The organism is Methylobacterium longum (genome assembly GCF_022179385.1).
In the GTDB taxonomy this organism is placed as follows: Bacteria; Pseudomonadota; Alphaproteobacteria; order Rhizobiales; family Beijerinckiaceae; genus Methylobacterium; species Methylobacterium longum.
Genome location: NZ_BPQS01000018.1, coordinates 16,938 through 40,973, shown reverse-complemented (window position 1 = coordinate 40,973; position 24,036 = coordinate 16,938). Strand labels below are relative to the sequence as shown.

24 protein-coding genes are annotated in these 24,036 nt (G+C 71.0%); 14 read left to right on the top strand and 10 right to left on the bottom strand.

What is annotated here, in order from left to right:
* Positions 1-48 precede the first annotated feature (48 nt).
* On the top strand, positions 49-1,275 hold the full coding sequence (locus MFF58_RS16675; RefSeq protein ID WP_238289871.1) for a glycerophosphodiester phosphodiesterase family protein: 1,227 nt from the start codon (positions 49-51) through the stop codon (positions 1,273-1,275).
* A gap of 170 nt (positions 1,276-1,445) precedes the next feature.
* Here MFF58_RS16675 and MFF58_RS16670 read toward each other — a convergent pair whose 3' ends face one another.
* The 4 genes from MFF58_RS16670 to MFF58_RS16655 form a co-directional block, all read right to left on the bottom strand.
* Positions 1,446-1,685 carry a hypothetical protein gene (locus MFF58_RS16670; protein WP_238289870.1) on the bottom strand — a complete coding sequence of 80 codons (240 nt, stop codon included), beginning with the start codon at positions 1,683-1,685 and terminating at the stop codon, positions 1,446-1,448.
* A gap of 21 nt (positions 1,686-1,706) precedes the next feature.
* Entirely contained in the window at positions 1,707-2,168 is a 462-nt protein-coding gene (locus MFF58_RS16665) for a hypothetical protein (protein WP_238289869.1), read from the bottom strand.
* A 477-nt stretch (positions 2,169-2,645) separates the two neighbouring features.
* Positions 2,646-3,374 (bottom strand): acetoacetyl-CoA reductase, encoded by a 729-nt coding sequence (gene phbB, locus MFF58_RS16660; RefSeq protein ID WP_238289867.1) that lies wholly within the window; start codon positions 3,372-3,374, stop codon positions 2,646-2,648.
* Between the two features lie 113 nt (positions 3,375-3,487).
* A complete protein-coding gene (locus MFF58_RS16655) occupies positions 3,488-4,672 on the bottom strand; it encodes an acetyl-CoA C-acetyltransferase (RefSeq protein ID WP_238289866.1) in 1,185 nt (394 codons plus the stop codon).
* A 327-nt stretch (positions 4,673-4,999) separates the two neighbouring features.
* Here MFF58_RS16655 and phaR point away from each other — a divergent pair, with 327 nt between their 5' ends.
* Both phaR and MFF58_RS16645 read left to right on the top strand, forming a co-directional pair.
* Entirely contained in the window at positions 5,000-5,590 is a 591-nt protein-coding gene (phaR, locus tag MFF58_RS16650) for a polyhydroxyalkanoate synthesis repressor PhaR (protein WP_238289865.1), read from the top strand.
* Positions 5,591-5,685: 95 nt separating this feature from the next.
* A complete protein-coding gene (locus tag MFF58_RS16645) occupies positions 5,686-6,009 on the top strand; it encodes a hypothetical protein (protein WP_238289864.1) in 324 nt (107 codons plus the stop codon).
* A 154-nt stretch (positions 6,010-6,163) separates the two neighbouring features.
* On the opposite strand, the gene rpmF is transcribed toward MFF58_RS16645, so the two are convergent.
* The gene (gene rpmF, locus MFF58_RS16640; protein ID WP_003601373.1) at positions 6,164-6,352 is read right to left on the bottom strand and encodes a 50S ribosomal protein L32; all 189 of its coding nucleotides are present in this window, start codon (positions 6,350-6,352) and stop codon (positions 6,164-6,166) included.
* 240 nt (positions 6,353-6,592) lie between these two features.
* On the opposite strand from rpmF, the gene MFF58_RS16635 reads away from it, so the two are divergent.
* The gene (locus MFF58_RS16635; protein WP_238289863.1) at positions 6,593-6,958 is read left to right on the top strand and encodes a ComEA family DNA-binding protein; all 366 of its coding nucleotides are present in this window, start codon (positions 6,593-6,595) and stop codon (positions 6,956-6,958) included.
* 4 nt (positions 6,959-6,962) lie between these two features.
* On the opposite strand, the gene MFF58_RS16630 is transcribed toward MFF58_RS16635, so the two are convergent.
* Together MFF58_RS16630 and MFF58_RS16625 are read right to left on the bottom strand one after the other, a co-directional pair.
* Positions 6,963-7,622, bottom strand: a complete 660-nt coding sequence (locus MFF58_RS16630; RefSeq protein ID WP_238289941.1) for a hypothetical protein — start codon at positions 7,620-7,622, stop codon at positions 6,963-6,965.
* Positions 7,619-7,921 carry a hypothetical protein gene (locus tag MFF58_RS16625; RefSeq protein WP_238289862.1) on the bottom strand — a complete coding sequence of 101 codons (303 nt, stop codon included), beginning with the start codon at positions 7,919-7,921 and terminating at the stop codon, positions 7,619-7,621. Before MFF58_RS16625 ends, MFF58_RS16630 begins: the two co-directional genes overlap by 4 nt.
* A 127-nt stretch (positions 7,922-8,048) precedes the next feature.
* Here MFF58_RS16625 and MFF58_RS16620 point away from each other — a divergent pair, with 127 nt between their 5' ends.
* The 3 genes from MFF58_RS16620 (at position 8,049) to MFF58_RS16610 (ending at position 12,756) form a co-directional block, all read left to right on the top strand.
* Positions 8,049-10,937 (top strand): phosphoenolpyruvate carboxylase, encoded by a 2,889-nt coding sequence (locus tag MFF58_RS16620; RefSeq protein WP_238289861.1) that lies wholly within the window; start codon positions 8,049-8,051, stop codon positions 10,935-10,937.
* 138 nt (positions 10,938-11,075) lie between these two features.
* Complete coding sequence (locus tag MFF58_RS16615; RefSeq protein ID WP_238289860.1) at positions 11,076-12,230, top strand: zinc-dependent alcohol dehydrogenase; 1,155 nt, start codon at positions 11,076-11,078, stop codon at positions 12,228-12,230.
* 10 nt (positions 12,231-12,240) lie between these two features.
* Positions 12,241-12,756: a hypothetical protein gene (locus MFF58_RS16610; RefSeq protein ID WP_238289858.1), complete on the top strand. Its 516-nt coding sequence runs from the start codon at positions 12,241-12,243 to the stop codon at positions 12,754-12,756.
* Between the two features lie 39 nt (positions 12,757-12,795).
* Here the strand turns inward: MFF58_RS16610 and MFF58_RS16605 are convergent, their stop codons facing one another.
* A complete protein-coding gene (locus MFF58_RS16605) occupies positions 12,796-13,254 on the bottom strand; it encodes an NfeD family protein (RefSeq protein WP_238289857.1) in 459 nt (152 codons plus the stop codon).
* 5 nt (positions 13,255-13,259) lie between these two features.
* A complete protein-coding gene (locus MFF58_RS16600) occupies positions 13,260-14,240 on the bottom strand; it encodes an SPFH domain-containing protein (RefSeq protein WP_238289856.1) in 981 nt (326 codons plus the stop codon).
* 313 nt (positions 14,241-14,553) lie between these two features.
* Between MFF58_RS16600 and MFF58_RS16595 the strand changes: the two genes are divergently transcribed.
* From MFF58_RS16595 to MFF58_RS16585, 3 genes are all read left to right on the top strand, one after another.
* Positions 14,554-15,648, top strand: coding sequence for a glycosyltransferase family 4 protein (locus MFF58_RS16595; RefSeq protein ID WP_238289855.1), 1,095 nt, complete (start codon positions 14,554-14,556; stop codon positions 15,646-15,648).
* Positions 15,649-15,724: 76 nt separating this feature from the next.
* Entirely contained in the window at positions 15,725-16,819 is a 1,095-nt protein-coding gene (locus MFF58_RS16590) for a glycosyltransferase family 2 protein (protein WP_238289854.1), read from the top strand.
* The gene (locus tag MFF58_RS16585; RefSeq protein ID WP_238289853.1) at positions 16,816-17,862 is read left to right on the top strand and encodes a glycosyltransferase; all 1,047 of its coding nucleotides are present in this window, start codon (positions 16,816-16,818) and stop codon (positions 17,860-17,862) included. Before MFF58_RS16590 ends, MFF58_RS16585 begins: the two co-directional genes overlap by 4 nt.
* Before the next feature lie 61 nt (positions 17,863-17,923).
* Here the strand turns inward: MFF58_RS16585 and MFF58_RS16580 are convergent, their stop codons facing one another.
* Positions 17,924-18,106, bottom strand: coding sequence for a hypothetical protein (locus tag MFF58_RS16580; protein WP_238289852.1), 183 nt, complete (start codon positions 18,104-18,106; stop codon positions 17,924-17,926).
* A gap of 301 nt (positions 18,107-18,407) precedes the next feature.
* Between MFF58_RS16580 and MFF58_RS16575 the strand changes: the two genes are divergently transcribed.
* The 4 genes from MFF58_RS16575 (at position 18,408) to MFF58_RS16560 (ending at position 24,018) form a co-directional block, all read left to right on the top strand.
* Complete coding sequence (locus MFF58_RS16575; RefSeq protein ID WP_238289938.1) at positions 18,408-19,577, top strand: efflux RND transporter periplasmic adaptor subunit; 1,170 nt, start codon at positions 18,408-18,410, stop codon at positions 19,575-19,577.
* A 9-nt stretch (positions 19,578-19,586) separates the two neighbouring features.
* Entirely contained in the window at positions 19,587-22,724 is a 3,138-nt protein-coding gene (locus MFF58_RS16570; protein ID WP_238289851.1) for an efflux RND transporter permease subunit, read from the top strand.
* 85 nt (positions 22,725-22,809) lie between these two features.
* The gene (locus MFF58_RS16565; RefSeq protein ID WP_238289850.1) at positions 22,810-23,367 is read left to right on the top strand and encodes a DUF4337 domain-containing protein; all 558 of its coding nucleotides are present in this window, start codon (positions 22,810-22,812) and stop codon (positions 23,365-23,367) included.
* Between the two features lie 123 nt (positions 23,368-23,490).
* Positions 23,491-24,018: a phosphate-starvation-inducible PsiE family protein gene (locus MFF58_RS16560; protein ID WP_238289849.1), complete on the top strand. Its 528-nt coding sequence runs from the start codon at positions 23,491-23,493 to the stop codon at positions 24,016-24,018.
* Positions 24,019-24,036: the final 18 nt, after the last annotated feature.

Sequence of the window (24,036 nt, the reverse complement as noted above, 5' to 3'; positions counted from 1 at the left end):
CTCCGTCACCGTCTCGCTCTACCGGCGGCCCGAAACGGGAGGTTCGCGATGCGCGGGATCATGATCGGGCTGTGGCTGCTTCTGGCAGCGGGCCCCGGGCTCGCCGGTGAGGCCGCCCAGCTCGGCCCCCGGCCCTTCTACCTCGTCGACCAACTCAAGCCCGGCCCCCTCAAGGACACGCTCGCCGCCTGCGGGGTCGACCGGACCTACACGCCGCGGACCTTCTCGATCTCGCACCGGGGCGCCCCGCTCATGTTCCCCGAGCACACCCGCGAGGGCCTGATCGCCGCCGACCGGATGGGTGCCGGGATCATCGAATGCGACGTGGCCTTCACCAAGGACCGGCAGCTCGTCTGCCGCCACAGCCAGTGCGACCTGCACACGACCACCGACATCCTGGCCCGGCCCCCGCTCGCCGCGCAGTGCACGCAGGGCTTCGAGCCGGCCGATCCGGCCACCGGCCGCAAGGCCTCGGCCAAGTGCTGCACCAGCGACCTGACCCTCGACGAGTTCAAGTCGCTCACCGGCAAGATGGATGCGGCCGACCCGGAGGCCACGACGGTCGCTGCCTACATGAACGCGACGCCGCGCTGGCGCACCGACCTCTACGCCGGCACCGGCACGCTGATGTCCCACAAGGAGTACATCGCGATCGTGAAGGGCATGGGGCGGAAGTTCACCCCCGAGCTGAAGGCACCCCAGGTCGCGATGCCGTTCCAGGGGTCCTACACCCAGGACATGTACGCCCAGCAGATGATCGACGAGTACCGGCAGGCGGGCATCCCGGCCTCCGACGTCTTTCCGCAGAGCTTCCAGCTCCGCGATATCCTGTACTGGCTGGACAAGGACCCCGATTTCGGCCGGCAGGCGATCTTCCTCGACAACCGCGACGAGACCACCAAGGGCTTCGATCCGGAGAACCCGGCGACCTGGACGCCCGGCATGGCCGAGCTGGCGCAGAAGGGCGTGCGGATCCTGGCGCCGCCGCTCTGGATGCTGGTCCGGCCCGGCCCGGACGCGACGATCGAGCCCTCGACCTATGCCCGCGCGGCGAAGGCGGCCGGTCTCGGCCTGATCGCATGGTCGCTGGAGCGCTCGGGGCCGCTCAAGGACGGCGGCGGCTATTACTACCAGTCGATCAAGCCGGTGGTGACCGGAGACGGCGACATCCTCCGGCTCCTCGACGTGCTGCACGGGCAGGTCGGCGTCATGGGGGTGTTCTCCGACTGGCCGGCCACCGCGACCTTCTACGCCAACTGCGTCGGCGTGCCGTAGGGCCGCGGCTCAATCGGCCCACAGGGCAGCGAGGGAGAAGAGGCCGGCCATCGCCAGGGTGACGATGAGGATGCCGGCGATGATCAGGGCGAGCGTCATGGGCGCCTCCTCGGCGGGAAGACTGGGGGAGAAAGGGGCGGGCTACCGAAGCGGCACCGCGGATCGGCGTCTCACGGCACGAGCAGCAGCAGCGCGAGATGGCCCAGGTGGCCGAGATCCAGGGGCTTCCATCCGAGCCACCGCTGGATCGGCATGTAGATCGCGCATTGCAGGACGGCGCTGCCCAGCATCGCCAGGAAGAAAAAGCCCCAATCCTGCGTGATCATCCCGATGGTGGCCGCGAACATCGCCGTCGTGGCGAAGATCAACCTGCTCGCATCGCCCGGGACACGGGCTTCGGTGTCCGACATCGACCTTCTCCGGAAGCGCGGTCAGCGGGCGCGGCAGTTGGCGCCGTACCAAGTCATGGTCCGGCGATCCATGCCGCCGTCGGACGAGGGTCCGCAGACCGGGAAGCGCGGGTCGCCGCTGCGCTGCAGGCTCGCGATCCTGTAGAGGTCCTGCTGCGCCTCGCGGCGGCGGTTGTGCTCGGCGAGCTGGGCCTGCCAGGACAGGCTGCTGGTGGCCTCAGCGATGGCGCGCTGCTGGTGAAGCCCCATCATGCACACGGCGAAGGCGTCGGTCTCGGTCTCGAACCCGAAGGCGTAGCACTGGTTCCGATCCAGCGCGTGCCGCTCCTGCGGGGTCACGCAGGCGGCCAGCCCCGGGACGCAGGCCGCGGCGGGGCCGAGCTTGGCGAGGGCCGGCGGCCGACGACGCGCGGCGGACGAAGAACAAATCCACACTGCGCCGACAGGGTGAACGTCGGATGCACCATCGGACCAGTCTTTCATGATGCCCGCAGCCCCGTTCTTCTGTCCGCGGAAGCATCCGCGACGCGACGGAAGGAGACCTATACGGGATCGCTCGGACTGTTCGTGTTTCAGAGCACGCGGACGGTGGCGCGGAACGCTGCCCGCAATACCCGTTGTCCCGCGTGCCGGGCCAACGCCGGCCCGGGAAGGGAAGTCGTCATGGTTGGCGGAGGCACGGTCCGCGCGTGCCGGTCAGGCCAGGGATGACGCCCGCCGGAGCCTCGTCCTCTCGGGACGCGGGACATGCCGGTCCGGATACGGCGATCCCTTGGCCGGGATCGCGCGACGTGCCGAGATCCGGCACGAACGGTGGCGAGGGCGTGCGAGTTCGCCCGCGGGGCTCCGGAAACGACGGGATGCCGGGCATCCCGCCGGATCGCCGCGCGTCGGGCGCGGCGTCCCTTGCCGCCACGGAGTGGGCGCACCGGGCCCGAGCCCGGCGCGCCCCTTCGGCGATCAGACGAAGTGCTGGCCGCCGTTGATGGTGAGCGTCGAGCCGTTGACGAAGCCCGCCTCGTCGCTGGCGAGATACTCGACCGCGTGCGCGATCTCGTCGGCCTCGCCGAGGCGACCGGTCGGGATCGTCGAGATGATCTTGTTGCGGATATCCTCCGCCACCGCCATCACCATCTCGGTGGCGATGTAGCCGGGCGCGATCACGTTCACCGTGATGCCCTTGGACGCGCTCTCCTGCGCCAGCGCCTTGGCGAAGCCGATCACCCCGGCCTTGGCGGCCGAGTAGTTGGTCTGGCCGGCCTGGCCCTTCTGTCCGTTGATCGACGAGATGATGATGATGCGGCCGAAGTTCCGGTTGCGCATGCCCTCGATCAGCGGACGGGTGCAGGTGAACATCGAGTCGAGGTTGGTCCTGATGACCGCCTGCCACTTCTCGAAATCCATCTTGTGGAAGGCGCCGTCCCGGGTGATCCCGGCGTTGTTGACCAGCACCTCGACCGGTCCGAGCTCGGCCTCGATCGCCTTGATGCCGGCCTCGCAGCTCGCGAGATCGCCCACGTCGAACTTGAAGACGGGGATGCCGGTCTCGGCCTTGAAGGCATTGGCCGCCTCGTCGTTGCCACCGTAATTGGCCGCGACCCGGTAGCCCTTGTCCTTGAGCCGCTTCGAGATTGCAGCCCCGATACCGCGGGTGCCCCCCGTGACGAGGGCGACGCGTCCTTGAGCCATTGTTTCCTCCTGTTCGCATCACGTGATGCCGCGTGCGGATGGCGTCCGCACGCGAATTTTTGTGAACTTGGTCTCAAGTCTAAATTCCCGACCGGGCGGGCGTTACGGAACGATCACGCCCGCTCGATGCACATGGCCACGCCCATGCCGCCGCCGATGCAGAGCGTGGCGAGGCCCTTCTTGGCATCGCGGCGCTTCATCTCGTGGAGCAGCGTGACGAGGACGCGGGCGCCCGAGGCGCCGATCGGGTGGCCGATCGCGATGGCGCCGCCGTTGACGTTCACCTTCGCGTCGTCCCAGCCCATGTCCTTGTTCACCGCGAGCGCCTGGGCCGCGAAGGCCTCGTTGGCCTCGATCAAGTCCAGGTCGGACGGCTTCCAGCCGGCCTTCTCCAAGGCCTTGCGGGAGGCGGGAATGGGACCGGTGCCCATCACCTTCGGATCGACGCCGGCGGTCGCCCAGGACTTGATCTTGGCGAGGGGGGTGAGGCCGCGACGCTCGGCCTCCGAGGCCGACATCAGCACGAGGGCGGCGGCGCCGTCGTTGAGGCCGGAGGCGTTGGCGGCCGTCACCGTGCCCTCCTTGGAGAAGGCGGGCTTCAGCTTGGCCATCGCCTCGATGGTGGCGCCGTCCCGGATGTACTCGTCGGTGTCGACGACGGTGTCACCCTTCTTGCCGGGGATCGTCACCGGGATGATCTCGTCCTTGAACCGGCCCTCCTTGCGGGCGGCCTCGGCCTTGTTCTGCGAGCGGGTCGCGAACTGGTCCTGCTGCTCGCGGGTGAGCTGGAAGGCCTGGGCGACGTTCTCGGCGGTCTGCCCCATGTGGTAGCCGTTGAAGGCGTCCCAGAGCCCGTCCTTGATCATGGTGTCGACGAGCTTGAGGTCGCCCATCTTCTGGCCGCCGCGCAGGTACTGCGCGTGGGGCGAGAGCGACATCGATTCCTGGCCGCCCGCCACGATGACCTTGGCGTCGCCGTTGGCGATCTGCTGCATGCCGATGGCGACCGTGCGCAGGCCCGAGCCGCAGACCTGGTTGAGGCCCCAGGCGGTGGCCTTCTCGGGGATGCCGGCCTTGATCGCCGCCTGACGGGCCGGGTTCTGGCCGGCGCCCGCGGTGAGGACCTGGCCGAAGATCACCTCGTCGACGTCGTCGGGGGAGACCTTGGCGCGCTCCAGCGCGGCCTTGATCGCCGTGGCACCGAGTTCGTGGGCCGGCACCGCGCCGAAGGCGCCGCCGAACGAGCCGACCGGCGTGCGCGCGGCGCCGACGATGACGATCTCTTCGTTGCCTGCCATGTGAACGTTCTCCTCTCACGAGCCGGCGCGCCTTCCACTGTCCGGGCGCGCTCTGATGCCGGACTTCGGATGAAGGGCGCCGCATCGGCGAAGTCAAGGTTGCGCAACAGGACGCGAAAAGGTGGGGATGACGCGATCGCGAGACTGAAATGGCGCAGAGCGGCCGTGATCGCCTGCATTATTCTGCGCTGAACAGTTGCAGTTTGCTGTTTTCTGCGCCCTTGGAAGGCCTTAAGGATCGTGCTGCGGGCGCGAAGACGGCCTCCGCCGTGCCGCATCGCGTGCCCGCAACGCCCCTAGGTCCCGAGTCCAGAAAGGCCGTTCCCGATGGCGGATACCGTCAAGGCCACCCAGACCGTCATCAAGAAGTACGCCAATCGGCGCCTGTACCACACGGGCACGTCGACCTACGTGACGCTGGAGGACCTCGCCACGATGGTCCAGAACGGTGAAGACTTCGTCGTCTACGACGCGCGCACCGGCGACGACATCACCCGGTCGGTGCTCACGCAGATCATCTTCGAGCAGGAGAACAAGGCCGGCGCGGAGAACCTGCTGCCGGTGGCCTTCCTGCGCCAGTTGATCCGCTTCTACGGCGACAGCATGCGCACGATGGTGCCGAGTTTCCTGGAATTCTCCATGGCGAACTTCGCCAAGGATCAGGACGGCCTGCGCGAAAAATTCGCCCACAGCTTCGGCCCGGCCGCGTTCCAGAACGCGATCGAGCAACAGGTGCGCGCCAACATGAACTTCTTCGGCGATGCCATGAAGATGTTCACCGGCTTCACACCGCCGGCTGCGGGGACCAACGCCCCGGTGGTCCCCGCAGCGGCGTCCTACGCCGGCGGGGAGCTGGACGACCTCAAGCGCCAGATGCTGGAGATGCAGCAGCGCCTCGAGGCCCTCGCGAAGAAATAATTTCCGATGGGCACGGCGACATAAAAGGTTGACGATTCGTAAACGCCGGCCCCACCTTTGCACCATCGGCACGGAAACGTGCAGGAGATGCTGCAATGGTGCGGATCGGAACAGGCGGGCGTGTCGGCCCGGCACAGATCAGGCCGGCGCGCGCGGTGCCGGAGGCCACCGAGAGCGCGCCCCAGGCAGGCACGCGCCCGCAGCAGGATGCCGCGCGTGCACTCGTCGTGATCGATGGAGGGCAGTCGGAGGAAGCGGGCGGCACCGCAGCGGCGGAACGCTCGACCGCGGGCAAGCCCCGCGCCGGCTTCGTCGCCCAGTTGCTCACGGCCGGGGACCCGACGCTGCTTCCGTCGCGGCTGGAGCGGACCCGGATGGCCGCCGCCTGCTACACGGAGACCGCGCGGCGCCTCGCGTGATGCGGCGCCTCACCGGCGTCGGGCCGCCCGAGAGCGGGCCACGCCTCGATGGCGAAGCGCCGTCATCCCGGACCGCCTCGGCTATCCCGGAATGACCGGTTGATCGTCGCACCCGTATCGCACGTCCCGGAGGACGGCCGGTGCCGCACCGGGCTCAGGCCTCGGCGGACTTCACCTTGAGGACCTGGCGGCCGCGGTACATGCCGGTCTTCAGGTCGATGTGGTGCGGACGGCGCAGCTCGCCCGAATCCTTGTCCTCCACGTAGGTCGGCGCCTTCAGGGCGTCGGCCGAGCGGCGCATGCCGCGGCGGGAGGGGGAGGTCTTTCGCTTCGGAACGGCCATGGCAGTGATCCTTCGTGACGCCGCGAACAAAGCGGCGCGCGGGCGGCTCCTCGATCGAGGATCGCCACGCACACCGCGGGATACGGATGAGGGCGCGCTTATAGCGCCGGGGTCGGCCCCTGGCTAGAGGCGCCGGAGCACAACCGTCACACGCAGGCGTTAAGCGCGGGTTCAAGCGGGACGGCCCAGTGATGCGGTGCCGGCGCCGCGGCGCGGGCCGTGACCCTCGGGAGTATCACCATGGCTTCCCCCACCAGGACCCTCGCCCTCTTCGCCCTGCTCTCGAGCCTGATCACGGCGCCAGCGCTGGCTCAGGCCCCCGCGCCGCAGGCACCCAGCGCGGCCACGCCGACGGCGCCCGCCAAGCCCACGGCGCCGAGCGCACCGGTGGCCGGGCCGCCGAACGCCGCCAAGGGCGCGCTCATCGATCTCAACAGCGCGAGCCCCCAGGAACTCGACGCCCTGCCGGGCATCGGCGCGGCGCGGGCGGCCGCGATCGTCAAGGGCCGTCCCTATCGCGGCAAGGATGATCTGGTGTCCAAGAAGATCATCCCGGAGAGCGTGTACGACGGCATCAAGGACAAGGTCATCGCCAAGCAGAAGTAGCCACCTACTCGCCGATCACCCCCTGAGGCATGGAGAAGCCGGGGGGCGTCTTCTCGGCCGCCTTCGGCGCGGGAGTTCGCCGGGCGGGGGCCTTCTTGCGGGCCTCCGCCTTCGGCGCCTTCACGGCAGGCGGCGCCTCGCAGGCCTTGAAGGCGAGTTGCGCCAGGGGCGCCCCCTCCTCGGCCACGATGGTGAGTGCGTCGGGCAGCACCGGCAGGGTCGGCTGCCAGCGGATCGGACCGCCCAGCATGGCCTCGATCGCCGCTGCCGCACTGCCGCGCCGCAGCGTGTTGAAGTCCGGCCCGTAGGCGGTTGCGACCTTCCCGGCGATGACGACCTGCAGCACCTCGTTGACCTCGGGTGTCAGCGGCCGGAGCGGGTTGGTGGTCCGGACCTGCCCGGCCCGGGTGATCACCATCTTGAAACCCTTACCGCTCTCGAACCGAGCCGCCTGAGCCCCGCAGGGCTGCTCGATCGCGGGACCGGCCGCCGGAGTCGGCGCGGCCTGCGGTGCCGCCGGCGCGGGGGCCGCAGGCGGCCCGTCGGGCTGGGGCGTGGGCGCCTGGGCTGGCCGAGGCGGTGCTTGCGGGGCGGCCTGCGCGGCCGTCAGGCCGAACGGGGCGGCGAGCATCAGCCCGGCCGCGAGGCGAACCAGCCGCCTCATCGGCCGTCCCCCGGACGACCGCGCCGCGACGCCTCGGCGCGTTCCGCGCAGCCGAGCATTCTGATCGGTTCCAATTCGGTCGCTTCCAGGTCGAGAACGTGCGGATCGATGATTTGCGCCGTGCGGTCGATGGGGCTCCGGCGCGTGCCGACCGAACCGATGACGAGGTGTTCGTCCTCGACGTCGAGTTCGGCGTCCAGACGCAACGGCGCGCGCCGGCCCCTGGCCACCATGGCGACGGCGGCCACCACGGCGACGGCGAAAACCAGTATCGCCAGAAAGATCAGCAGCCGCTCCATGCTGCGCGATGCTCTAACCCGCGCGGAGGGCCGCCGTCACCCCACCGGAGCCCGCCCCGCGCGGAACGCTCCTTGCGTGGCGCGGCGGACCGGGTAGATGCGGGCGGGCCGGAAGCGGGATCGATCGATGCAGCACGAGCCGAGTCGCGAGCCCGACGAGCTGGAGGGCCATCTCCTCGGCCTGATCGAGGCGGCCCGGGATCAGGCCCGGGAGGATCCCTTCCGCAATCCCGTGCTGGCCGTGACCCTGGCCATCACGCGGCGGTTCGACCGGAACGAGATCTCGCTCGGCGACCTCGAGGGCCTGTTCGTCCGGCTGCGCGCCGCCGCCCTGACCGCGCGGGCGGCGCGGCTGCGGGCCTATGTCGGGCTGGAAAACGAGCCGGCCGCATCATCCGATCCGCAGGCGGCCATCCCGGCGCGCCTCGTGGCAGCCGTGCCCGACCGTCCCGAGAGCTTCGAGGCGTTCAGGGGCTTCATCAACCGCATCGCCTTCGCGGTGGTGTTCACGGCACACCCGACCTTCGGCATGCCCCGGGCCGTGGCGACGCTGCTGGCCCAGGCGGCAAGCCTTCCGGACGAGGCCGCCCGGGCCGGCCTGATCGCGCGGGCGGCGGCGCTCTCCACCCGGCCGGACGCGCCGATCACCCTGGACGTCGAGTTCGAGCAGGCCTGCGCGGCCGCCAATAACGGCCGCCTCGCCGTCGACGCCTTCAACGGTGCCCTGCTCGACGCCGCCCGCGCCCGTTGGCCGGAGAGCTGGACCGAGCTGACGCCGCGCCCCTTCGCCATCGCCAGCTGGGTCGGCTGCGACACGGACGGGCGGACCGATATCGGCTGGTGGGACACCCTGCGCTACCGGCTGATCTCGAAGCGGATGCAGTTCGACCGGGTGATGCGCGAGCTGCCCGAGATCGCGGCCTGCCGCGAGGTCCGCGCCCTGGCCGAGGGGGCGCTGGCGGCGGTGAACCGGCAGCTCGCGGTGGCGCCGCGCCTCGGCGAGAAGCCGTCGCTGGAAGCGGTGCATCGGTTCGCCCTGGCGCTGATCATCGAGCGCGAGCGCGCCCAGACCGACGCGAGCGCCCTCATCTCAGGACTGACCAAGGCCCTGGAGGCGGCCGGGGATGCGGCCGACCAGCGCCGGATCGCCGTCCTGCGTTCGGGCGTGGCCACGCACGGCCTGTCGAACGCCCTGCCGCATTTCCGGCTGAACGCCAGCCAGATCCACAATGCGGTCCGCCGGGTGATCGACCTGGAGGGTGAGCCGACCGATGCGGCCCGGCGCCGCTCGCACCTCGCCACGATCCACGCGCTCCTGAACGACGTCCGGCCGGTGGCGGTGGATTTCGGGGCGCTCGCCGCCGAGCGGGCCTCGGCCGCCCGGCTGATGATGACGATCGCCCAGATCCTCAAGCACGTCGACGGCACCCATCCGGTGCGGTTCCTCATCGCCGAGACCGAGACCGGCTACACGCTGCTCGCCGCCCTCTGGCTGGCACGCCACTACGGCATCGCCGACAAGCTGGAGATCACGCCGCTCTTCGAGACGGCGAGCGCCCTGGAGCAGGGCATCCAGGTGCTCGACGATGCCCTGCGCAACCCGCACTGGCGCCAGTACCTGAAGCGCATCGGACGGCTGACCGTGCAGTTCGGCTACTCGGATTCGGGCCGCTACGTCGGCCAGCTCGCCGCCACCTTCTGGATCGAGCGGCTGCGCCTGCGCATCACCGAGATGCTGGTCCAGAACCGCCTGGCCGACATCGAACTCGCCATCTTCGACACACACGGCGAGTCGATCGGGCGCGGCGCCCACCCGACCTCGCTGCGCGACCGCCTCGCCTATCTGGCTCCCGAGGATGCGCGGGACCGCGCCCGCAAGGCCGGGATCAGGGTGCGGCTCGAATCGAGCTTCCAGGGCACCGACGGCTACCTGCTGTACGGCACGGAGGCGCTGGCCCAGGCCAGCGTCGCCCGCATCGCCGAGCACGTCTACGCGCTGGACGTGACGGAGGACGACACCTTCTCGGACTACGCCCTGAATGACCACCCGCGGCGCGCCGAAGCCGGGGAGGATCCGATCTACTCCGAGCCGGACTTCGCCCTGGAATTCTTCACCGCCGCCCGCCAGGACATGGAATCCCTGGTCGACGACCCGGGCTACGCCGCGATGCTCGGCACGTTCGGCCCGAGCCTGATCGACCGCACGGGCTCCCGGCCCGTGGCGCGCCAGAGCGACAGCGGCGGCCCGGCCCGGATCACCCACCCGCGCCAGATGCGGGCGATCCCCAACAACGCGATCCTGCACCAGCTCGGCTTCCTGGCGAACTCGCTGCACGGGATCGGCCGCGCCGCGCAGCGCGGGCCGGACCTGTTCCGCGACATGCGCCGCGACTCGGTGCGCTTCTCCCGCGCCTTCCGCCTGGTGCAGCACGCGGCATCCGTGGGCGACCTCGACGTGCTGCGCGCCTACATCGACACCCTCGACCCGGCCGTGTGGCTGGAGCGGGCGCGGCGCACGCAGAAGGATTTCCGCCGGGACGAACTGGTGGTGATCGCCGGAGCCCTGGAGCGCCTCGACCTCGCCTCCGCGCTCCGGAGCCTGTTCGGCCGGCTGACCCGCGACTGGCTCGCCCTGTCGGCGGCCGCACCCGACCTGCCCGCCATGTCGGCGCGGCTGACGCTGCTGCATGCCCTGCGGCTCGCCCTGATCCATCGGATCTGGTTCCTGGCGGTGCACATCCCGGGTTTCCGGCCGCAGGCCGGCATCTCCCGCGAGCAGCTGCTGGAGCGCTTCCTGCGCCTCGACATCGACGGCTGCCTCAAGCTCCTGGACGAGATCTTCCCGGTCACCCCCGATCCGACGCTGGGCCTCAACTTCGGCGAGCCGGCGGGCCCGCGGGATGTCGGCACCTACGAGGCCGAGCACGCCAACCTGTTCCAGCCGATCCGCCGGATGTTCGACCAGGCGCGCGAGATCTCCGGGATCATCCAGCACGAGGTGGGGGCCTTCGGATGACGCGCGGCCCTGGGCGCCACGCACCGCATCACCGACGCTGAGCCGATCCGGACACGCTCGATCTCCAGCACGCGAGAGGCCCGGGAACTTCGACTCATACGTGCGGTTCCCGCAGTCAAAGGATGTGGGAGCCTCAGCATGCTGGCGATGAACTATCGCGGACCTTACAGGGTCCGGCTCGACCGCAAGCCAGTTCCCGTCTGCGAGCACGTTCAGGATGCCGTAATACGGGTCACGCGGACGTGCATCTGCGGCTCTGATCTTCATCTGTACCATGGCATGGTGCCCGACACGCGTGTCGGCATGACGTTCGGCCACGAATTTATTGGCGTGGTGGAGGAAACAGGGTCCGGGGTGAACAATCTCGCCGTCGGCGACCACGTGATCGTGCCGTTCAACATCGCCTGCGGGAAGTGCCACTTCTGCAAGCAGGGATTGTTCGGGAACTGCCACGAATCGAACGCCCAGGCGACCGCTGTCGGGGCGATCTACGGCTACTCCCACACCGCCGGCGGCTACGACGGCGGCCAGGCCGAGTACGTCCGCGTCCCCTACGCCGATGTGGGTCCGTGCAAGATTCCCCCGACGATGGACCTCGACGACGCGGTGCTCCTCACCGACGTCGTGCCCACCGGCTATCAGGCCGCCGAGATGGGGGGCATCAAGCAGGGCGACACCGTCGTGGTCTTCGGCGCCGGCCCGGTCGGCATCATGGCGGCCCGTTCCGCGTGGCTGTTCGGAGCGGGCCGGGTGATCGTCATCGACCACGTCGAGTACCGGCTCGACTTCGCCAGACGGTACTGCCCCGCCGAGGTGTACAACTTCCGCTCGATCGAAGACCCGGTCGTCTTCCTGAAGAAGACGACCGACTCGCTCGGACCGGATGTCTGCATCGACGCCGTCGGCGGCGACGCGGCGGGCAACGCCCTGCACACGCTCATGGGCACCAAGCTGAAGCTCGAAGGCGGCTCCGCCATCGCGCTCCACTGGGCGATCAACGCGGTCAAGAAGGGCGGCACCGTCTCGATCGTGGGCGTCTACGGCCCCACCGGCAACATGATCCCCATCGGCAACGTCGTGAACAAGGGCATCACCGTGCGGGCCAACCAAGCCTCGGTGAAGCGTCTGCTGCCGAAGCTGATCGACCACATCGAGGCCGGCCGCCTGAACCCGAAGGAACTCATCACCCACAAGGTGCCGCTCGAGGAGATCGCGGACGCCTACCACATCTTCTCGGCAAAGCTCGACGGCTGCATCAAGCCGGTTCTCGTTCCCCCGACAGCGCGCGCGTGAGGAGATGCGGATGAGGAACCTTCCCATCGATCCGTCGACGATCCCCGGCTGGGGCATCGACGCCGACCCGCGCAACGATCCCACCTACCCGATGCGGGATCGGTCGCGCGACGACGACACGGGCATGAGCTGGGAGCGCCCGCCGCTGCAGACGCGGCGTGTCGAGATCCTGGCCTCGATCGAGCACAACAGGCTCCCGGCCGTCCTCGGCACCTCGACGCCGCCGCGCGGGCTCAGCGGCATGATCCGCCGTCAGGCGTTCAAGTACAGCGAGTCCCAGTGGACGCACTGGCTCATGCTGATGGCGGCCGACCGGGTGAACGTCGTCGAGGGCTTGGTCGACGATGTCGGGCGCGGCCGGATCCCCAACGTGCCGGCCGAGATGGGCATCCGCTCCGAACTCGCGCACAACCGGGCGGGCTTCGTCGAGAAGGTCGCCATCGCGGGCGCGGTCGTCGGGCTCGGGATCCTGCTCGCGCGCGTCACCCGCCCGCATCCGCATGGCGGGCGGGGCAGGCGCGTCTGAGGCCGGCGCCGCGCGGGCGCCGGACCGCGCCCGCGCGGCTCAGGCTGCCTCCACCCGCAGGACCGTGCCGCTGATCCCGGTGACCCGCACCCGTCCGCCCGCCGGCAGGTCGGGCCCGGTGACGCGCCACAGGGTGTCGTCGAAGCGGATGTGGCCGGCGCCCTGCACGATCGGTTCGTCGAGCACGCCCTCGCGCCCGATCAGGCCCCGGTCCGCGCGGTTCAGGCTCGCGCCGGCGGCTGCCGCGCCGCGCCGGTGCAGGCGGGTCGCGATCCCCACCAGGGCGACCGCGAGGCCCGAGAACAGCAGGGTCTGACCCTGCCAGGGCATGGGCACCGCCGCGGTCGCGAGCCCCGTGGCGAGGGCGGCGAGGCCGAGCCAGATCAGGAACATCCCGGGCACCAGGATCTCGGCGCCCGCGAGGACGAGGCCGGCGATGACCCAGCTCCAGGCAGCTCCGAGGGCCTCGAAGGTCCCCGCGAGGGTGGCGAGCGTCACCGGCGTCAGGCCCGCGGCGGAGCGACGTTGGGCGGCGTTCCCGTACGCCGGGGCGCCGCCGCCCCGTCGCCGAAGACGCTGCGGGTGAGCTCGCCGATGCCGCCGAGCGTCCCGGCCAGCGCCGCCGCCTCGATCGGCACCACGACGACCCGCTGATTGGGCGCGGTGGCGATGGCCCGGACCGCGTCGACGTACTTCTCCGCCACCAGGAAGTTCGCCGCCGCGATGTCGCCCTCGGCGATCGCCCGGCTGACCATCCCGGTCGCCGCCGCCTCCGCTTCGGCGGAGCGCTCCCGCGCCTCGGCATCGCGGAAGGCGGCCTCGCGCCGGCCCTCCGCCTCCAGGATCGCCGACTGCTTGCGTCCCTCCGCCCGCAGGATCTCGGCGGCACGCTGCCCTTCGGCCTCCAGGATCGAGGCCCGCTTCTCGCGCTCGGCCTTCATCTGGCGCGCCATGGCCCCGGCGAGGTCGGCCGGCAGCACGATGTCCTTGATCTCGATCCGGTTGATCTTGACGCCCCAGGGCGAGGCCGCGGCGTCCATCACCCGGAGCAGCCGCTCGTTGATCTCGTCGCGGTGGGCCAGCAGCTGGTCGAGGTCCATCGCGCCGACCACGGTGCGGATGTTGGTCATCGTCAGCGTCGTGGCCGCGAGATCGAGGTTCGAGACCTCGTAGGAGGCGCGCGCCGCATCGAGCACCTGATAGAACACCACCGCGTCGATGGTGACGCCGGCGTTGTCGCGGGTGAAGGCCTGCTGACTCGGGACGTCGATCACCTGCTCCATGACGTTGACCCGGCGGCCGACGCGCTCGATGAACGGGGTAATCAGGCCGAGGCCGGCCTCGAGGCTGCGGGCGTAGCGACCAAAGCGCTCGACCGTGTAGACGTAGCCCTGCGGAACGATCTTCACGCCCGCGGCCAGGGTGATGATCGCGAGCGCCGCGACGCCGACCGCGAAGACGCTCAAGCCCACCGGAAGACCCATCGACGCCCCCTCCCCTGCCCGCACCGCCTCGGGCGTTCGGCGATGTCTCAGCTTAACAGCTCGCCGCGGGCCCGGCGACCGCGCGGGGCCGGCGCGAGGTGAACGGGCGGCCCCCCATCTCGATCATCTTCGGTTCAGGCCGTCGGGCCTAGAGATCGGGCAAGCGCCACGTTTCCGGTCGCTTCAGGCTCGGGAACGCAACGCTTGTTGAAGAAACAATCGGCATGATATCGGCCGCCCTCGCCGCGGAAAGAAGTCCTTTCGGATCGCAGCGGGCGGCAGAAATCCCCACCCAACCGGATTCGGTGCGCGCGTGAAGATCGCTGTCCTCGCACATCTGAAGTACCCGATCGGCCAGCCCTACGCCGGCGGCCTGGAGATGCACACGCATCTCCTCACCGTCGCGTTGAAGCGGCGCGGGCACGACGTGACGCTGTTCGCCAGCCGCGGCTCGGATCCGGCGCTCGATCCCGTGATGCTGTGCGACCCCACCGGCGATGCGCTGCTGGATCCGGAGCGCGAGGAGGCGATCGACCGCGCGGAGGCGGATGCCTACCGGCGGATGATGGAGATGGTCGCTTCCGGCGGCTTCGATCTCGTCCACAACAACGCCCTGCACGCGCTGCCGCTGCGCGAGAGCGGCCGGCTCGGCCTGCCCTGGATCACGGTGCTGCACACGCCGCCCTTCGAATCCCTCGTCGGCGGCGTCGTGGAGGCCGATCCCGACATGGCCTTCCTGGCCGTGTCCGCGTCCCTGGCCCAGGAATGGGCGGAGATCGTTCCCGGCGCGCAGGTGGTCGATAACGGCGTCGACCTCTCGACCTTCGCGTTCTCCGAGCGGGCCGATGCCCCGGCCTACGCGTTCTGGTCCGGCCGGATCGTGCCCGAGAAGGGACTGCACCTCGCCATCGACGCGGCGCGCGCGGCCGGGCTGCCCCTGACCTTCGCGGGCCCCCGGCTCAATCCAGCCTACTGGGACGCCGAGATCGCCCCGCGGCTCGGGCCGGACCTGACCCATCTCGGCCACCTCTCGCACCGGGACCTGGCGCACCATCTCGGGCGCGCCCGCGTGGCGATCGTCTCGCCGCGCTGGGAGGAACCCTTCGGCCTCGTCGTGGCGGAGGCGCTGGCCTGCGGCACGCCGGTCGCCGCCTTCCGCCGGGGCGCCATGCCCGACATCCTCGACGCCTCCTGCGGCCGGCTCGGTCGTCCGGACGATCCGCAGGACCTGGCGGTGGCTATCCGAGAAGCCGCCGGCCTGTCGCGCCGGGCCTGCCGCGACCGGGCCGAGGCGCTCTACGACGCCACGGCCATGACCGAACGCTACCTGGACGCCTACGATGCCGTGATGGCGCGGTGCGCCGAGCGGGCGCAGCCGACGCTGCGCGTCGCCGGCGGACGGGGCTGAGACCGGACATCCGCGCCCTTCCCGAACGGGCGCCCCTCTCCTTCACCGAACCTGACGGTGCCTCGGGAGACCCGACATGACCACCGATGCCGACATCCCGGCGGCCCGCCCTTGCGTGGTCTGCATCCCCGCCCGGAACGAGGCGGAGCGGCTGCCGCGCCTGCTCGCCTCGCTGGCCGCGCAGGACGGCATCTCGGCCCGGGCGCCGCTGCGCGTCGTGGTGCTCGCCAACAACTGCACGGACGGGACCGTCGCGGCGGTCCGGGACGTGGAGGCTTCGGGCATCCTCGCGGCCCTGGCGCTCCGCCTCATCGACGTGACGCTCGCCGGCCCGGAGGCCCATGTCGGCACCGCGCGGCGCATGGCCCTCGATGCCGGCGCCGACTGGCTCGCCGCCGAGGCGGGACCGGACGGGATCCTGCTCACCACGGACGCCGATGCCCGCCTGCCGGCCGACTGGGTCACCGCCAATCGGCGCGCCCTGCGCTCCGCCGACGTGGTCGGCGGCCGGCTCGTGATCGACGACGAGGGCGCGACGGATCCCGAGCTCGCGGCCCTGCACGGGCGCATCGAGCGCTACTGGTCCGGCGTCCGGCGCCTGGAGGACATCCTCGATCCACCGCCGCACGATCCCGCCCCCCGGCACGGCGACCACACCGGGGCGAGCCTCGCCGTGCCGGCCGCGCTCTACCGGGCGGTGGGCGGCCTGCCGCCGCTGCCCTGCGGGGAGGACAACGCGCTGGTCGGGCTGCTGCGGGCCCAGGGCGCCCGCCTGCGCCATTGCCCGGACGTGCAGGTGATGGTCTCGGCGCGCCATCAGGGCCGGGTCTCCGGCGGCATGGCCACCGAGATGGCCCGCCGCGTCCGCGTCCGCGACGGCGAAGCCTATCTCCTGCCCGAGGCGGCCCATTGGCAGGCCCTGATCCTGCGGCGGGCGGCCCTGCGCCGGGCGTTCCACCTCGCCCCCGCGGCCCGCACCGCCGCCTGCGCGCGACTCGGGCTCGGCGCGGACGATCTCGCCGCCGTCGGTGCCTGCCCCAACGACATCGCCTTCGTGGAGCGGGCCGACCGCATCCTCGAGTCGCGAAGCCCGCCGGCGCCGGAATGCCCCCTCGATCAGGCGCTCGCCGACCTCGACGCACTGGCCTTCGCCCTGCGGGACGCCGCGTGACCCGCGGGATCGGCTGGTACGTCCATCATCAGGGCGCAGGCCACCTCCAGCGCGCCCGCATCGTCGCGTCCGCCCTGCCCCGGCCCTGCACGATCCTCGGCACGCTCACCGGGTTCGACACCGCCGGGCTCGACATCCTCAACCTGCCGGACGACCGCCCGCTGGACGGCTTGGCCGCGTTCGACGGCCTGGACGGCGCGGCCGGGCGGCCGGAAGCCCTGCACTACGCGCCCCTGAACCATCCCGGCGTGCGAACCCGGATGGCGCGCATCGCCGACTGGGTGGCGCGGACGGAACCGGCCCTCATCGTGGTGGATGTCTCGGTGGAGGTGGCGCTGTTCGCGCGCCTCCTGTCGGTGCCGACCGTGGTGGTGCGGCTCGCCGGCACCCGGACCGACCAGCCGCATCTCGAAGCCTTCCGGAGCGCCGCGCGGATCCTCGCCCCCTTCCCGGCAGCCCTCGACGGCGCGGGGGTGCCGGACTGGGTCCGGGCCAAGACGGTCTATGCGGGCTTCCTCGGGGCGGCGGCACAGGCCCCGCCCGAGGCGAGCCGCGACATCGTCGTGGTGTTCGGCCGCGGCGGCGCGGGGGGGCACGTCGCGGACCTCGCGGCGGCGGCCCGGTCCGTGCCGGACCGGCCATGGCACGTCCTGGGGCCGGTCTCGGGTTCCGGCGCGACGCCGGACAACCTGCACCTGCACGGCTGGGTCTCCGACGTCGAGGCGCGGGTCGCCCGGGCGTCGCTGCTGATCGGCGGCGGCGGCGACGGCGTCGTGGCGCTGGCCGCCGGGCAAGCCAAGCGGTTCATCTGCCTGCCGGAGGAGCGGGCCTATGGCGAGCAGACCGAGAAGGCCGAAGCGCTGGCACGGCTTGGCGCCGCGATCGTGCACGAGGGCTGGCCGCCGGCTGCCGCCTGGCCGGCGCTGGTGCGGGCGGGGCTCGCCCTCGACCCCGCCGTGATCGGCGCGCTGCACCGGCCGGACGCCGTGCGGGACTGCGCGGCGACCATCGAGGCGCTCATCGGGCAGCGCGACTGCGGGTGACGGGAACGCCCGTCGCGGACGGAGATCCCGACCGGTTCCGCGCGGCCGGCCGCCGAACCGATCAGGCGTTCAGGTCGAGCTTCGCGGCCTCGATCCCGTCGGCCCGGATGGCGTCCGGCAGCGCCGAGAAGTCGCGGTAGCCGGCCTCGCGCGCCATGGCGTCGAGGGCCGTCTGCTCGTTGTCGGCCGCGCCGGTCCAGAGCACGGCGCCGCTCTTCGTCTGCTTGATCTGAAAGATGCTCATCGATTCTTTCCCGGGCGCGAGAAGACTATCGTCCCGTTAACGTCTCTATTGGAGCGCGGTTGCAGCCTGAAAAAGCTAAACTGCTACGATCCGCGTCGCGCCCTCACCTGCGGCGCGAGGTCCGGCGGACGGCGCGCGCCGACGGCGCTATGCTGGCGGGTGTTCAGGATAACTCGCCATGAAAACGCCGGCCTGCACAGCGAGGGAGAGGCGATACCAGTCACGTACCGCATGTGAGGCTCCCGTCGTGAAGTACGTCCGCTGGCGCGCGCCCCGCCTGGGTCTCCTGTGCGGGCTCGCGATGCTCGCCGCGGCGCCGGTCCGCGCCGTCGAGACCGCCGCCGTCCCCGATGCCGCCGCCATCGCGCCTGCGGTCACCGTGGTCCCGGCGGAGAGCCGCGAGATCGTCGAGCGCGCCGTCGTCACCGGGACGCTGGTGCCCCGCGACGAGATCCTCGTCTCCCCCGAGGTCGAGGGCCTGCGCATCACCGACCTTCTGGTCGAGGAGGGGGATCGCGTCACGAAGGGCCAGGTGCTCGCTAGGCTGTCGCTGGAGATGATCGCCACCCAGGAGGCCTCGAACGCCGCGGCGGTCGCCCGGGCCGAGGCCGCCATCGTCCAGGCGCGGAGTCAGATCGTCCAGGCGGAGGCCGCCAACGTGGAGGCCAAGCAGGCGCTGGAGCGGGCCCAGGCCCTCGCCAAGACCGGCAACGCCACCGCGGCCGTGCTGGAACAGCGCGTCTCTGCGGCGCAGGGGGCCGAGGGGCGCGTCGCCGCCGCCAAGGGCGGGCTGCAATCCGCCCAGGCCGACCTCGCGACCGCGCGGGCCTCGGGATCCGAGATCGCCCTCCGGCGCGCCCGGGCCGACATCCGCGCACCGGAAGCCGGCATCATCAACCGCCGCACCGCCCGGATCGGCGCCACCGCCACCGCCGTGGGCGAGCCGCTGTTCCGCCTGATCGCCCGGGGCGAGATCGAACTGGAGGGTGAGGTGCCCGAGACGTCGCTGGCGCGCCTTCAGGTCGGCAACCCGGCGAGCCTCGATCTCGACGATGGCCGCCGCCTCACCGGCAAGGTGCGCCGCGTCTATCCCGAGGTCGACCGCGCGACGCGGCTGGGCAAGGTCCGGATCCGGCTCGGGGAGGATCCGGCCCTGCGCATCGGCGCCTTCGCCCGCGGCAACGTGGAGGTGGCCCGCCGCACGGGCGTCGCGGTCCCGGTATCCAGCCTGCTCTACGCGGCGGACGGCCGGGCCAGCGTGCTGGTGGCGAAGGACGGGCGCGTCGAGGCGCGGCCGGTCACCACGGGCCTCTCCTCGGAGGGCTACACGGAGATCCGCTCGGGCGTCGCCGCCGGCGAGAGCATCGTGGCCCGCGCCGGCAGCTTCCTGCGCGACGGCGACCGGGTGCGTGCCGTACCGTCGACCGATACGCCGATGGCGGCGCCCATGGCCGACGCGGCCCCGCGGTAGGACAGAAGCATGCGCCTCAACGTCTCCGCCTGGGCGATCCGCAAGCCGCTCCCCTCAGTGGTCCTGTTCCTGGTCCTGATGATCCTGGGGCTGGTGAGCTTCCGCGCCCTGCCGATCACCCGGTTCCCGAACATCGACATCCCGATCGTCTCGGTGACGATCACCCAGTCGGGGGCGGCCCCCTCCGAATTGCAGACCCAGGTCACGAAGTGGGTCGAGGATTCGGTGGCCGGGGTGAAGGGCGTCAAGCACATCCTGTCGACCATCACGGAGGGCACCTCCACCACCACGATCGAGTTCCGCCTGGAGGTGAACCAGGATCGGGCGACCAACGACGTCAAGGACGCCATCGCCAAGATCCGGCAGAACCTGCCGCGCACCATCGACGAGCCGATCGTCTCCCGCGTCGAGATCGCCGGCCTGCCGATCATGGTCTACGGCGCCTCCGCGCCCGCCATGATGCCGGAGGACCTGTCGTGGTTCGTGGACGACGTGGTCGCGCGCGGCCTGCAGAGCGTGAAGGGGGTCGGCGGCGTCGAGCGCCTCGGCGGCGTCGCCCGCGAGATCCGCGTCACCCTGAAGCCCGACCGGCTGCTGGCCCTCGGCATCACCGCCGCGGACGTGAACCGGCAGTTGCGCCTGACCTCGGCCGACATGGCCGGCGGGCGGGCCGAGGTCGGCGGCCAGGAGCAGTCGATCCGGGCGCTCGCCGCCTCGGCGAGCCTCGACACGCTGGCCAAGACCTCCATCGTCGTACCGGGCAACCGCAAGGTCCGCCTCGACGAGCTGGCGACCCTCTCGGACACCGCCGAGGAGCCCCGCACCTTCGCGCGCTTCAACGGCGAGCCGGTGGTGGCCTTCGCGATCTCCCGCGCCAGCGGCGCGAGCGACGCCGACGTCTCGGTCGGGGTCGCCAAGAAGATCGCGGCGCTCCACGCGGCGAACCCCAACGTGCGGTTCGACCTGATCGACACCAGCGTCGACAACACCATCGGCAACTACCACTCGGCCATGATGGGCCTGATCGAGGGCGCGGCCCTCGCCGTGGTTGTGGTGCTGCTGTTCCTGCGCGACTGGCGGGCGACCCTGATCGCCGCCGTGGCGCTGCCTCTCTCGGTGCTGCCGACCTTCTGGGTGATGAGCGCGCTGGGCTTCTCGCTCAATGCGGTCAGCCTGCTGGCGATCACGCTGGTCACCGGCATCCTCGTCGACGACGCGATCGTGGAGATCGAGAACATCGTCCGCCACATGCGGATGGGGAAGTCGCCCTACCGCGCCTCCCTGGAGGCCGCCGACGAGATCGGGCTCGCGGTCATCGCGATCACGGCGACGATCATCGCGATCTTCTCGCCCGTGTCGTTCATGGGCGGGATCGCGGGCCAGTACTTCAAGCAGTTCGGCCTGACCATCGCGGCGGCGGTGTTCATGTCGCTGCTGGTGGCGCGGCTGATCACGCCGCTGCTCGCCGCCTATTTTCTGCGCGACCACGGGCCGGACCACGAGCGCGACGGCGTCGTGATGCGCGGCTACACCCGGCTGGTGGCGTGGTCGGTGCGGCACAAGTTCATCACACTGGTGCTCGGCATCGCGTGCTTCGCCGCGTCCATCGCCTCCACGGGCCTGCTGCCCGCGGGCTTCCTGCCGGCGGAGGATCAGGCCCGCACGCTGTTCGTTGTCGAGCTGCCGCCCGGCGCCCGCCTGCCCGACACGGTCCGGGTCGCGGACCGGATCGTCGGCAAGATCCGCGCGCTCCCCGAGGTGAAGAGCGTGTTCGTGGACGGCGGCCGCCAGCTGCCGGCCAAGAAGGAGGTGCGGCTCGCCAGCCTCACCATCAATCTCACCCCGAAGAACACCCGCGACAAGACCCAGAAGCAGGTCGACGCGGAGGTCGCCGCGATCCTGAGGGAGGAGCCCGACCTGCGCTTCTGGGCCCTGCGCGAGGGCGGCCAGCGCGACCTCGCGCTGATCATCGCCGGCCCCGACAAGGCCGTCGTGGCGGAGACCGCGGCCAAGCTCCAGCGCGAGGCCCAGCAGGTCCCGCACCTCGTCAACGTCATGTCGACCGCGCCCCTCGACCGCACGGAGGTCCGGATCCGGCCGAAGCCAGGCGTGGCGGCCGATCTCGGCGTCTCCACCGACACCATCGCGGAGACGGTTCGGGTCGGTACCATCGGCGACATCGGCATGAACCTCGCCAAGTTCAACGCGGCGGACCGGCAGGTGCCGATCCGCGTGCAGCTCCCCGAGAGCCTGCGCGGCCGGCTCTCCGAACTGGAGACCCTGAAGGTGCCGGTGAAGGGCGGGGCCGCCGTGCCCCTCGCGACGGTGGCCGATATCAGCCTCGGCCAGGGGCCGACCGGCATCGACCGCTACGACCGCGCCGTGCGCGTCGCCCTCGAGGGCGACATGCAGGGCACGGACGCCCTGGCCGAGCTGATCTCGAAGGTCATGAACCTGCCGACCGCCAAGAACCTGCCGCCCGGGGTGACGATCAGCCAGACCGGCGACGCCGAGGTGATGGGCGAGGTGTTCGAGGGCTTCGCGCTGGCCATGGGCGCCGGCCTGATGATGGTGTTCGGCGTGCTGATCCTGCTGTTCGGCAACTTCCTGCAGCCGCTGACCATCCTGTTCTCGCTGCCGCTCTCGATCGGCGGCGCGATCCTGGCGCTCCTGATCTGCCACATGCCGATCTCGATGCCGGTGGTCATCGGCATCCTGATGCTGATGGGCGTGGTCACCAAGAACGCCATCATGCTGGTGGACTTCGCCGTCGAGCAGATCCACGCCGGCGTGGACCGCAACACCGCCATCGTCGATGCGGGCCGCAAGCGCGCCCGGCCGATCGTGATGACGACCATCGCCATGGCGGCCGGCATGGTGCCGTCCGCGATGGCGCTGGGGATCGGCGGCGAGTTCCGCGCGCCCATGGCGGTGGCGGTGATCGGCGGCCTGATCGTCTCGACCGTGCTGTCGCTGGTGTTCGTGCCGGCGATCTTCGTCCTGATGGACGACCTGTCGCGCGTGCTGGGGCGCCTGCTGGGCCGCTTCGTCGGCGAGCGCGACGACCCGCAGGACGAGGTCGCGTTCGATCCGGCCCATCCCGCCAATGACGGCCGCCCGTCGGCGCCGCGGATCGCCGCCGAATAGGCAGGGAGGGCGGCTCGCGCATTGCGCGCGGCGCCGCGATGGGCTGTGACTCGGCCGCATCGAATCACAGGGGATTTGCGGAACGATGTCGGGTGGTCACGGGGCTGTCGAAGGATCGAACAAGCGCGTCGCGCTGCTGATCTCGGTGCTGGCGTTGTTCCTCGCCTTCAGCGAGACGCTGGGCAAGGCGTCCCAGACGGACTCGATCGGCGCCAATGTCGAGGCCGCGAACCAGTGGGCCTACTTCCAGGCGCGCACCATCCGCTCGACGGTGCTCAAGACCGCCGACGAGGCCCTGGCGCTCCTCCCCCCCGGGCCCAATCAGGACGCGATCGCGGCCAAGCGCGCCGAGTGGACCAAGACCCTGGCCCGGTGGGAGTCGGAGCCCGCCACCGGCGAGGGCCGCAAGGAGCTGACCGCGAAGGCGCGGGCGTCGGAGGAGCGGCGCGACCTCGCACTCCTGCGCTACCACCATTACGAGCTGGCCTCGGCAGCCTTCCAGATCGGGATCGTGCTCGCCTCCGCGGAGGTGATCACCGGCATCGCCATGCTGGTCTTCGCGGGGGGCTTCCTCGGGCTCGCCGGCGCGGCGCTCCTCGGCTTCGGCTACCTCGCGCCGCACGCCCTGCCGTTCTTCCACTGAGGGCCGATCTTCCGGGGCAGCGGCCTAACGCCACGATCCATCGCGATCGATCGTCCGAACGGACGGCCGGACTGGACGCGCGCGCTCGAAGCTGATCGTCTCGGCCTGTTCCAGGGGGGAATGATGTCGGACATATCAGAAGAACAGGGACGCTTGACGAAGATCGCCAGCGCGATCTTCCTGCACACCGAGCACGCGATCTACGCGGCCCTCGGCCTCCTGCTGGCGCTCACCGCCTTCATCGCGCTGGTCGATGCCGCGGGGCTGACCTGGGAGGCCATGCGGGCGCTCGGGGGCGCCGCGCAGATCCTGGAGGTGATCGACCGGCTGCTGTTCCTGCTGATGCTGATCGAGATCCTGCACACGGTGCGGGTGTCGATGCGGTCGGGGACGCTGACCTGCGAGCCGTTCCTGATCGTCGGCCTGATCGCGTCGATCCGGCGGGTGCTGGTGATCACCCTGCAATCCTCGGAGATCACCCACGCCAAGGACTGGTCGCCCGAGAAGCAGGCCCTGTTCAACGCCTCGATGATCGAGCTCGGGGTGCTGGCGGGCCTGATCGTCACCATGGTCTTCGCGATCTTCCTCCTCCACCGCGCCCGCGACGACGGCCGACCGGCCGGCGAGGAGAAGGCGGCCGGCGAGTCCTGACGCCGGGATGCGGGCTCG